The organism is Salinicola sp. 4072, assembly GCF_036663415.1.
Lineage (GTDB): Bacteria > Pseudomonadota > Gammaproteobacteria > Pseudomonadales > Halomonadaceae > Salinicola > Salinicola salarius_A.
Map to the genome: position 1 here is coordinate 16,948 of NZ_JAXOVV010000034.1, position 11,250 is coordinate 28,197.

At 63.5% G+C, this 11,250-nt stretch carries 10 protein-coding genes; 8 read left to right on the forward strand and 2 right to left on the reverse strand.

Going from position 1 to position 11,250, the window contains the following annotated elements; translation table 11 throughout:
• Positions 1 to 25: 25 nt before the first annotated feature.
• The 8 genes from rlmN to der all read left to right on the forward strand — a co-directional run bounded on the left by rlmN (position 26) and on the right by der (position 9,324).
• Complete coding sequence (rlmN, locus tag R3F72_RS16925) at positions 26 to 1,159, forward strand: 23S rRNA (adenine(2503)-C(2))-methyltransferase RlmN (protein ID WP_332780260.1); 1,134 nt, start codon at positions 26 to 28, stop codon at positions 1,157 to 1,159.
• A gap of 194 nt (positions 1,160 to 1,353) precedes the next feature.
• On the forward strand, positions 1,354 to 2,091 hold the full coding sequence (gene pilW, locus R3F72_RS16930; RefSeq protein ID WP_332780261.1) for a type IV pilus biogenesis/stability protein PilW: 738 nt from the start codon (positions 1,354 to 1,356) through the stop codon (positions 2,089 to 2,091).
• 59 nt (positions 2,092 to 2,150) lie between these two features.
• Entirely contained in the window at positions 2,151 to 3,206 is a 1,056-nt protein-coding gene (locus R3F72_RS16935) for a RodZ domain-containing protein (RefSeq protein WP_303855848.1), read from the forward strand.
• A gap of 8 nt (positions 3,207 to 3,214) precedes the next feature.
• A complete protein-coding gene (gene ispG, locus R3F72_RS16940; protein WP_087719992.1) occupies positions 3,215 to 4,330 on the forward strand; it encodes a flavodoxin-dependent (E)-4-hydroxy-3-methylbut-2-enyl-diphosphate synthase in 1,116 nt (371 codons plus the stop codon).
• A gap of 182 nt (positions 4,331 to 4,512) precedes the next feature.
• Positions 4,513 to 5,790, forward strand: coding sequence for a histidine--tRNA ligase (gene hisS / locus R3F72_RS16945; RefSeq protein ID WP_332780262.1), 1,278 nt, complete (start codon positions 4,513 to 4,515; stop codon positions 5,788 to 5,790).
• Positions 5,791 to 5,902: 112 nt separating this feature from the next.
• Positions 5,903 to 6,559, forward strand: a complete 657-nt coding sequence (locus tag R3F72_RS16950) for a YfgM family protein (RefSeq protein ID WP_071229919.1) — start codon at positions 5,903 to 5,905, stop codon at positions 6,557 to 6,559.
• Positions 6,559 to 7,725 (forward strand): outer membrane protein assembly factor BamB, encoded by a 1,167-nt coding sequence (gene bamB, locus R3F72_RS16955; protein ID WP_332780263.1) that lies wholly within the window; start codon positions 6,559 to 6,561, stop codon positions 7,723 to 7,725. Before R3F72_RS16950 ends, bamB begins: the two co-directional genes overlap by 1 nt.
• A gap of 189 nt (positions 7,726 to 7,914) precedes the next feature.
• Positions 7,915 to 9,324, forward strand: a complete 1,410-nt coding sequence (der, locus tag R3F72_RS16960) for a ribosome biogenesis GTPase Der (protein ID WP_303856104.1) — start codon at positions 7,915 to 7,917, stop codon at positions 9,322 to 9,324.
• A gap of 58 nt (positions 9,325 to 9,382) precedes the next feature.
• Here der and R3F72_RS16965 read toward each other — a convergent pair whose 3' ends face one another.
• Positions 9,383 to 10,993: a diguanylate cyclase gene (locus R3F72_RS16965; RefSeq protein WP_332780264.1), complete on the reverse strand. Its 1,611-nt coding sequence runs from the start codon at positions 10,991 to 10,993 to the stop codon at positions 9,383 to 9,385.
• On the reverse strand, positions 10,986 to 11,120 hold the full coding sequence (locus tag R3F72_RS16970) for a hypothetical protein (RefSeq protein ID WP_332780265.1): 135 nt from the start codon (positions 11,118 to 11,120) through the stop codon (positions 10,986 to 10,988). Before R3F72_RS16970 ends, R3F72_RS16965 begins: the two co-directional genes overlap by 8 nt.
• Positions 11,121 to 11,250 lie beyond the last annotated feature (130 nt).

Genomic DNA, 11,250 nt, shown 5'->3' on the forward strand with positions numbered 1-11,250 from the left:
CCACCCTCGAGCCGATTCCGTTGCTATGAGCGCTGCTACCGCTACTCCGCGCACCAATCTACTGGGGCTCTCTCGCGAACAGATGGAGGCGTTCTTCGTCTCTCTGGGCGAGAAGAAATTCCGTGCTGCCCAGGTCATGAAGTGGATCCACCAGGAAGGTTGCGACGACTTCGAGTCGATGACCAACCTCTCCAAGCCGCTGCGTGCCCGCCTGGCGGAACATGCCGAGATCCGTGGCCCGAGCGTGGTCTACGAAGGTACCTCCAGCGACGGCACCCGCAAGTGGGTACTGGAAGTCGAGGACGGCAGCTACGTCGAAACCGTGCTGATCCCGGCCGACAGCGGTACGCGCCGCACGCTATGCGTCTCGTCCCAGGTGGGCTGTTCGCTGGACTGCAGTTTCTGCTCCACCGGCAAGCAGGGCTTCCAGCGCAACCTGACCAGCGCCGAGATCATCGGCCAGGTCTGGGTGGCTCAGCAGCGTGCCGGCGGCCGCATGAGCGCACCGGATGGGCGCAAGGCGATCACCAACGTGGTGATGATGGGCATGGGCGAACCCCTGCTCAACTACGACAACGTGGTGCCGTCGATGAAGCTGATGCTCGACGACAACGCCTACGGCCTTTCCAAGCGCCGCGTGACGCTGTCCACGTCCGGCGTGGTGCCGATGATCGACAAGCTCGGCGACGATATCGACGTGAGCCTGGCGATCTCGCTGCACGCAGCGAACGACGAACTGCGCAACGAGCTGGTGCCGCTCAACCGCAAGTACAACATCGAGAAGCTGCTCGATGCCTGCAAGCGCTATCTCGCCAAGTGCGGCGACGCGCGCCATATCACCATCGAGTACACCCTGATCAAGGACGTCAACGATCAGCAGGTGCATGCGCAGGAGCTCATCGCGCTGCTCGAAGACTTGCCCTGCAAGATCAACCTGATTCCCTTTAACCCGTTCCCCCATTCGGGATACGAGAAGCCGTCGCGCAACCAGGTCATGCGCTTCCAGAGCTGGCTCTACGAGCTCGGCCATACCGCGATGGTGCGCACCACCCGCGGCGACGACATCGATGCCGCCTGCGGTCAGCTGGTCGGTCGGGTCAAGGATCGTACGCGCCGCCACGAACGCTACATCCAGTCGATTCAGCTGGATGCCGATTGAGACCTTGCTACCGATCGCCGCATCGAGCTGCCGAAATCGGCGAGTCGAACCGGCACTGAGGTCGAATCGCCCCGGTGTTGCCTTGACTTCGACTCGACGCGGCGCTTTGATGGGAACCCCAAAACCGCTTTGTTTTCAGCTGTTCGGGACGCGACCGACTATCGTCGCCGTCTCGTAACGTGGGAGACCCGTGCATGACCCACCAAACTCGCCCTTGTTCGATACGGTCGCTTTGTATCGCGATGGGCGTGGTGTGTCTGTTGAGCGGCTGCGCCACGGCGGTCTCGTCCAACGGGCCGAAGCAGGACAGCCCCGAAGACGCAGCGGCAGCCTATACACGGCTGGGCAAGGCCTATCTCGCCGAGAACAACCTGCCCCGTGCACAGCAGGCCCTGGAACACGCGCTCGACCTCGACGCCAACGACAGCGGTGCGCTGGAAGGTCTGGCGCTGCTCTATCAAAGTCAGCAGGAGTTCGATCTGGCTGACGGTTTCTTCCAGCAGGCCTTGAAAGCCGATTCCGAGGCGACGCGCATCCGCAACAACTATGCGGCGCTGCTGTATCAGCGCGGCGAGTACGCCAAGGCGTGCGAACAGCTGCGTATCGCCACTCGGGACATCACCTATATCAACAGAGCCCAGCTTTTCGCGAACCTGGGCCAGTGCGAGATGACCAATGGCAACACGGCCGCCGCTCGCCGACATTACGAGCGCGCACTCGACATCGATGCGCGCAATGGGCGCAGCCTGTTGGCATTGGCTCGCATCGATCACACGCAGGGTAACAACGAACGCGCCTGGGAACGCTTGCAGCGTTACTTCACCGTGGCCGGCACCGACGCCGAGAGCCTGAAACTGGCGAGCGATATCGCCAGTGCTCAGGGCGACTCGACGCGTGCCGCCTTTTATCGTCAGCAGCTTGGCGATTCCTGAGGCGAACAGACCCCGTACTCGAGTCTCGACTCGAGAAGAGATCAGAAGGATTTTCGCCCATGAGCGAAATGAACGAATCATCGAACAAGCAGCATGATGCACCCAGCCCCTCCCACGAGATGGCGGGGGTCATGCTCCAGCGCGAGCGCGAACGCCAGGGGCTTGGCATCGAGGACGTCGCACTGCAGTTGAACCTGCGTCCGATCGTCGTGACCGGCATCGAAGAGGATCGCTTCGACCAGGTCCCGATCGCCGCCTATCGACGAGGCTACGTGCGTGCCTACGCGCGCCTGCTAGGGATGGACGAGTCACGGGTCGTCGGCGCCTACGATACCACCCACGGGCGAGGCGACATGGAGCGCAAGCTGGCACCGGTCCATACCTCGCGCCCGCCTTCCCGGGCCGGCGTCTGGATTTTCCGCCTGTTCACCCTCCTGGTGATCATCGGCCTGATCTCGCTGACGCTGCTCTGGTGGCAGAGTCGGGAAGGCAACGAGATCTTCGGTGGCGGCAGCGACGACAGTCCGATCGCCGTCGATCGCCTGAACGGCAACGATGCCAATGCCGACGCCGCGAATTCCGGCAGTACCGCGATGACACCCAACACCGATACCCAGCTACCGCCGGTGCCCACTCGGCAGGATACGCCTTCGTCCGGGTCGGACAGCTCGAGCTCGCTGAACGACGCCACGCTCACCGGCACCGGCAGTGATACCGAGGCCGGCACTGGCGTCTCCGCGTCCGCGGAGACGACGACTCCGGGCGCCGGTGCTCGGCAGGCTGAACAGGTCAGCTCTGTGGCGGACGACGTGACTTCTGCACCGTCCGAAGACACCGCGGCGACAGATACAGCGACTCCGGTTGCGACGAACGACGACACGCTCTCCCTGACTTTCAACGAAGAGTCATGGACCGAGATCTATGATGCCAACGACGACCGGATCTTCAGCGGCCTGCAGTCCGCAGGCAGCCAGGCCAGCGCCGAGGGTGAACCGCCCTTCCGCCTGACCATCGGCAATGCCAGTGGCGTGACGCTCGAATACCGCGGAGAATCGGTCGACCTGAGTCAATACACGGGCGGCAACAACGTTGCCCGCTTCACCCTGGGAGACTGAGAAGCGCCATGCATACGCCATCTCCGATCACCCGCCGTCTTTCTCGACAAATCCATGTCGGCCATGTGCCTGTCGGCGGCGGCGCCCCTATCGCCGTACAGAGCATGACCAACACCGACACCAATGATGTCGCCGCCACCGTGGCGCAGATCCAGCGTCTGCAGCAGGCCGGTGCCGACATCGTGCGCGTCTCGGTGCCGGACATGGACGCCGCCGAAGCGTTCGGCAAGATCAAGCGTCAGGTCAGCGTTCCGCTGGTGGCCGACATTCACTTCGACTACAAGATCGCCCTGCGGGTGGCCGAGCTCGGTGTCGACTGTCTGCGCATCAACCCCGGTAACATCGGCCGCGAAGATCGCGTTCGAGCTGTGGTCGACGCCGCTCGCCATCACGGCATCCCGATCCGCATCGGCGTCAATGCCGGTTCGCTGGAAAAGGATCTGCAGAAGAAATACGGCGAACCGACCCCGGAAGCGCTGGTCGAGTCGGCCATGCGCCACATCGACCATCTCGACCGGCTCGATTTCCCCGACTTCAAGGTCAGCGTCAAGGCCAGCGACGTGTTCATGGCCGTGTCGGCCTACCGGCTGCTGGCCAAGCAGATCGAACAGCCGCTGCATCTGGGCATCACCGAAGCCGGCGGCCTGCGTTCCGGGACGGTGAAGTCCTCCATCGGCCTGGGAATGCTGCTGATGGATGGCATCGGCGACACGATTCGCGTCTCGCTGGCCGCCGATCCGGTCGAGGAGATCAAGGTCGGCTTCGATATGCTGAAAAGCCTGAAGCTGCGTGCCAAGGGCATCAACTTCATCGCCTGCCCCAGCTGCTCGCGTCAGAATTTCGATGTGATCGCGACCATGAACGCGCTCGAGGAGCGTCTCGAAGACATCATGACGCCGCTCGACGTCTCGGTCATCGGCTGCGTGGTCAACGGCCCCGGTGAAGCCAAGGAAACCGACATCGGCCTCACCGGCGGCAGCCCGGCCAATCTGGTGTACATCGATGGCAAGCCGGCCAGCAAGCTGCGCAACGACCACCTGGTCGACGATCTCGAAGCGTTGATCCGCACCAAAGCCAAAGAGAAAGAGAGCCGCGCCGGTGACCTGATTGCACGAGAAGCCTAGAAAAGTGCGCGCGAAGCTTGGGTGTACGTGAAGCAAGAAAGCGCGCGCCAAGCATGAAAGAGCAGGCGAAGCGTAACAGAGTGCCTCGTGAGGCTTGACGCCTCGCGACCCACAATCAGAGAGTAACCGACGAACGCCCAGGCAGGCTGCCTGTGGCGTTCTGCTATAGGCAGGAGTATCAGTTGAGCAACAAACTACAAGCCATTCGCGGCATGAACGATCTGCTGCCGGATCAATCCCCCGCATGGCAGTACGTCGAGCGACAACTGCGCTCGCTGGTAGACCGTTACGATTATCGCGAGATCCGCACCCCGATCGTCGAGCAGACCGCGCTCTTCGCCCGCTCCATCGGCGAAGCGACCGACGTGGTCGAGAAGGAGATGTACACCTTCGACGACCGCAACGGCGAAAGCCTGACACTGCGCCCGGAAAACACTGCCGCCGTCGTGCGTGCCGCCATGGAACACGGCCTGCTGCACAACCAGACGCAGCGGCTGTGGTACATGGGCCCGATGTTCCGCTACGAGCGCCCGCAGAAAGGCCGCTATCGCCAGTTCCACCAGATCGGTATCGAGGCTTACGGCATGACCGGCCCCGATATCGACGCCGAGATCATCCTGCTTTCCGCCCGACTGTGGCGTCAGCTCGGCATGGCCGAACACGTCACCCTCGAGCTCAACTCGCTGGGCTCGCCGGAAGCCCGCGCGAACTATCGCGACTCCCTGGTCGCCTACTTCGAGTCCCATCGCGAGATTCTCGACGAAGATTCGCAACGGCGGCTGAAGACCAACCCGCTGCGGATCCTGGATTCCAAGAATCCGGACATGGCGGACATGCTCGCCGGGGCACCGCAACTGCTGGACCACCTCGACGAGGAGTCCCGGGTGCATTTCGAGCAGTTGAAGTCGACGCTGGATGCCGCCGGTATCGGCTACCGCATCAACCCTCGACTGGTACGCGGTCTCGACTACTACTCGCGTACCGTATTCGAGTGGACGACCACCGCACTTGGCAGCCAGGGCACGGTCTGCGGTGGCGGGCGCTACGACGGCCTGGTCGAACAGCTCGGCGGCAAGCCGACACCGGGCGTCGGCTTCGCCATCGGTCTCGAGCGCCTCATGCTGCTGCTGGAAACCCTCGATCTGATCCCCGAAGATGCCAAGGGCGGTGCCGATGCCTACCTGCTGGCGATGGGCGATGCCGCCGAGCGCGAGGCGCTGCTGCTGGGCGAGCGCCTGCGTGACGCTCTGCCCGCGCTGCGGCTTCAGGTACACTGCGGCGGCGGTAGCTTCAAGAGCCAGATCCGGCGTGCCGATCGCAGCGGCGCCCGGGTAGCGCTGATTCTCGGCGAGGACGAAATCGCCAAGGGCCAACTGACCCTGAAACCGCTGCGTGACGACAGCGAACAACAGACACTCGAGCTGGACGACGCCATCGCCTGGCTCGCACGGCTTTCATAGCGCCCCGACGCTGGCGCTAACCGTAGCTCGTAGCTCGTAGCTCGTAGCTCGTAGCTCGTAGCTCGTAGCTCGTAGCTCGTAGCTCGTAGTCAATAGTGTAAGGAGACCGCCCGTGGCGGAGCTTAGGACCGAAGAAGAGCAGCTGGACGCGATCAAACAGTGGTGGAAGTCCAACGGAAGCGCCCTGCTGGTGGGCATCGTCATCGCCGCGGCCGGCGTGTTCGGCTGGCAGGCGTGGCAGCGTTACCAGGAAGGCCAATCCGCCGAGGCCTCCAATGCCTACCAGCAGCTGATCGCGATCGCCAGCAGCGACACCCTCGACGACAACGCCCGCACCCAGGCGTTCGACCTGGCCGACGGCCTGCAGAGCGACCACGGCGATACGCTCTATGCCGATCTGGCCGGCCTACTGGAAGCCAAGATCGCGATCAATGCCGAAGACAACGAACGCGCCCGCCAGGCGCTGAACGATGTCGTCGCCAACAGTGACCGCCCCTACATGCAGAGCCTGGCGCGCATCGACCTCGCACGCCTGCAGATTGCCGGCGACGATGCAAAAACCGCCCTGACGACCCTCGAGGAGAGCGTGCCGAGCGCACTGGAAGCGCAGCGCCAGAATGTGCTCGGTGATGCCTACGTCGCGCTCGAACGTCCCGAGGACGCGCGTAACGCCTACCAGCAGGCGCAGAGTCTGGCGCAGGATGCCGACCAGACCCTTTACGGCCTGCAGCTCAAGCTAGACGATCTCGGTGCGGAGGACGCCACCTGATGAAATTGACTCACCTACTTCTGCCGCTGGGGTTGACCGCGACACTGCTGGCCGGCTGCGCCGGCAGCGTCGAGCCGCAGTATCCGCCCAAGGAACTCCAGGACTTCACGCCCAAGGTCAGCCTCGACGAGCGCTGGGACCAGGGAATCGGCGAAGGCCTGGGCCGCGCCCGCTATCCGCTCACCCCCCTCGTCGATAGCGGCACCCTTTACGCCGTCGACCAAACCGGTGACCTGCACGCCATCGACACCGACAGTGGCGAAACCCAGTGGGAAGTCGAGCTGGGCACGCCTATCTCCAGCGGCATCGGCGCCGACAGCAGCCGTCTCTATATCGGCACCCGCAACGGCGAAGTGCTGGCCATCGATCGTGAAAACGGCAGCATCGACTGGAAATCGCGTGTCTCCAGCGAAGTGCTGGCCGCCCCCCAGGTCAACAGCGAACTGGTCGTGGTGCAGAGCGTCGATGGCGCCGTCACCGCGCTCGACCGCCTGAATGGCAACGAGCAGTGGGTCTACTCCAGCTCCCAGCCGGCATTGACCCTGCGCGGTACCGGCGCGCCCCGTGTCATCGAGCCGGTCTCCTTCGCCGGATTCGCCAACGGCCGCCTGGTGACGCTGGACAACCGCAGCGGTCAGCCGCTGTGGGACATGCGCGTCGCCGTTCCCAAGGGCCGTACCGAAGTCGACCAGCTCGTCGATCTCGACGGCCAGCCGGTGCTGACCCAGGATGGGCGCCTGTTCGTGACCAGCTACAACGGCCGCCTGCTGGCGCTGGAAGCCACTTCCGGCAAGGTGCTGTGGGAGCATGAAGAGTCCAGCTACCTGACCCCGCTGGTGGTCGGCAACTACCTGTTCACGGTCAACGAAGCGAGCCACGTCATCGCGATCGAGGCCGACACCGGCCGGGTGATGTGGGATTCCGACACCCTCGAAGGCCGCTCGCTGACCGCGCCCTCGTTCGTCGACGGCAACATCGTGGTGGGCGACTACGATGGCTATATCCATCTCATCGACGCCTCGACCGGCGAAATGAACGGACGGGTAGAGATCGGCGGCGATGGACTGACGCTGCCGCTGTTGACCGGCAATCAGCGACTCTACGCGCTGAGCAACGACGGCACCCTCGTCGCCTACGACCTCGAGACGCTTTCCGACAGGAATTGATCGCCATCGGGTGACGGCTCATCGGCCCCGCCTCGGCGGGGCCGATGGCGTTATGGAAGACGATATCGAGAGGTTCGGACTTCGCGCTTCTCGCATGCTAGAATGCCGGGCTATTAGCATCGATCGTACCGGGTCACCCGACCCCTCCCTCCGATCGTCCACCTTGTCACCGCCCTTTTGCGAATCGCCATGAATCCCGTTATCGCCCTGGTTGGCCGACCCAACGTCGGCAAGTCGACGCTTTTCAACCGCCTGACACGCACCCGCGATGCACTGGTGGCCGATTTCCCCGGTCTGACCCGCGACCGCAAGTATGGCAGCGGCCAGCTCGGCGACAAGACCTACACCGTCATCGATACCGGCGGCATCAGCGGTGACGAACAAGGCATCGATGCAGCCATGGCGGAGCAGTCGCTGACTGCCATCGACGAGGCCGATATCGTGCTGTTCATGGTCGACGGGCGTGCTGGCTTGATGCCGGCCGATCAGGCGATCGCCAATCACCTGCGTGTGAATCAGAAGAAGACCTGGCTGGTAGTCAACAAGACCGATGGGCTCGAAGAGCAGACTGCAATGGCCGACTTCTGGGCCTTGGGTCTGGGCGACCCACACCCGATCGCCGCAGCGCATGGGCGTAACGTCACCACGCTGATCGACGAAGTGCTGGCGCCCTTCCCCGAGCGCGACCCGGACGCCGGGCCCGCCGGCAATCATCCCGGCATTCATATCGGCGTCATCGGTCGTCCCAATGTCGGCAAGTCGACGCTGGTCAACCGCATGCTGGGCGAGGACCGCGTGGTCGTCTTCGACGAAGCCGGCACCACCCGCGACGCCATCGAGATCCCCTTCGAACGCCGCGGCAAGCCCTACGTGCTGGTCGATACCGCCGGCGTACGGCGTCGCAAGAACGTCAGCCTGATCGCCGAGAAGTTCTCGATCATCAAGACGCTGGAAGCGATCAAGGAGTGCCATGTCGCGATCATGGTACTGGATGCGCGCACCGGCCTGGTGGAGCAGGATCTGCACCTGCTGGACTACGTGCTGAGCAGCGGCCGCGCGCTGGTGCTGGCGGTCAACAAGTGGGACGGGCTGGAAAGCGAAGCGCGGGACAAGATGCGCTCCGACATCAAACGACGCTTGGGATTTGCCGACTATGCCGAGATGCACTTCATCTCGGCGCTGCATGGCACCGGCGTCGGCGATCTCTACAAGTCGGTCGACAAGGCCTTCGACAGCGCCAACAGCCACTGGTCGACCAACCGCCTGACCTCGATCCTGCAGGATGCGGTCAGCGAGCATCAGCCGCCGATGATCCATGGCCGTCGCCCCAAGCTGCGCATGGCGCACCAAGGCGGCAGCAACCCGCCGATCATCGTCGTTCACGGCAACCAGACATCATCCCTGCCGGAAGCCTACAGGCGCTATCTCACCAATACCTTCCGCAAGGTATTGAAGGTGCGCGGCACGCCGATTCGCTTCGAGTTCCGCTCCGGCAACAACCCCTACGACAATCAGGCCGGCGCCAGCGATCGCGAAAAGGCGCGTGGACGGCAGCTGAGCCGGACCCGCGAGGCGCGCAAGAGCCGCCGCGGGCGCTGACGAACGTACCCGGCGGGAGCATCGTATTCCGTCGCACGGCGGCCAGCCGCGCAGGGTGTCAAGGCGTGGCTATCCGGGTCTGATTGCGTCCGGCCTGCTTGGCTTCGTACATCGCCTTGTCGGCAGCCTCGAGCAGCGCCTCGGCGTTCGGCCACTCCCGGGTGCTGGCAACGCCAGCGCTGAACGTCGCGTGAAAGACCTCGTCCGCCGCCACGCATTCGAGCTGGGAAAAGCTGATTCGAATGCGTTCGATAGTCTCGCGCGCGTTCTCCAATTGACAGGATGGCAGCACGGCAACGAACTCCTCGCCGCCGTAGCGTCCGACATGGTCTACCCGGCGCAGACGCTGGCGCAGCAGATTGGCCAGCAGGCGAATGACATAGTCGCCGGTGCCATGACCATAGGTATCATTGATCGACTTGAAGCGATCGATATCGATCATCACGACGCAGGCGCCCGCCTGCGTCCTCTGGCTGCGCGCCACCTCGAGTTCGATCAACTCCTTGATCGCCGGATGCTTGATTAGGCCGGTGAGCCCGTCGCGAGCCAGCGCCATGCTGAGCTGGCGGGATCGCTGTGCTCGCGCTGTGACCGCGGAAACCAGCGCCATGTCCCCAATGGGCTTGACCAGGAAATCGTCTCCCGCCTGGGCCAGTGCCTGGGCCTGGCGATGGACGTTCGACTCGGCCGAAAGGTAGATGAGCGGGATCTTCAGCCAGTCGTCATCGAAGCGAATGATACGAGCCAGTTCCGGCCCGGAGCAGCCCGGCATGTTGATATCGATCAGCACCAGATCCGGCACGATGTCCCGCAGCCCGATCAAGACATCGCGGGGATCGCTGATCACCCGGGACTCGATGCCGGCCTGTTTCAGCGTCAGCCGGAAATGCTCGGCCAGTTCGATGTCATCGTCCACGATCAGGACCCGATAGGGATCCTGCTGGGGCAGGTTGATCAAATACCGCAAGCGGTGCTCCAGCGAGGGCACGTCCACCGGATGCATGAAGAACCCCTGCGCGCCATTGCGAACGGCGTCCAGGCGTGTCTCGAAGTCGCCGGCGGCGCTCAGCACGATCAACGCCGCCTCGGGAATCGCTCCAACGGCCGGCTTCCAGACGTCGTATTCCACCTTGGCGGTGTCGACGATAGCGATATCCGGCCGCCAATCGGCGCCGATCTCCCGAGCGTCGAGATCGCGACACTCGTAACCGAACCCGCTCAACGAGCGAATCAGCTCACCGGTATCGCCATCGGCCAGCACGGCAACCCGTATCGCTCGCTCGCCGCTGGCCAGCGGATGGCTGTCGTCGGGCTCGGTCATACCCGCTATCTGCATGCGCTCCAGGTTTCGGTAGCTGTTCGACAAACGGTCGTGGAGCGCCGTCAACATCTGGAGCGTCGGCTGGCTACTGCCCTCGATCAACGTCTGCAGCCATACCTCCATCTCGCGAGCGTCCTGGCTCAAAGCCGCATAGCCGAAGGTACCGGCGGAACCCGCCATACGATGCAGCCCCTGGCGCAGCGTTTCGAGAGAGTCGGCCTTGACCGCAGTCTGGTGTTCGCTCAGCTCCCGGGTCTGCGCCATCATCGTCTGCAGATCGTCCCGTAGCCGGCGGCCGTATTGCTCGCGCAGTGCCGCCAGCCGTGCCTGGACGTCGACATCAGTCATGCGAATGCTCCCAGATCTTGCGCAACTGTTCCGCCAGCGTCATTGGATCGAAGGGCTTGATCAAGACATCCAGCGCACCGATGGAAAGATAGTGCTCGATCTCGCTGGGCTGGACCTTGGCAGTCATGAACCCGGCTTATTCATGAGGCCGGCCCGAAAACGAAGATAGCGGATGGTATTCTCTTGAAAATTCAGTGTGTTCCGCCAAGAATCTGAACCAAGAGAGCCATCCGCTATGGGTGAAAGCCTATCCACCT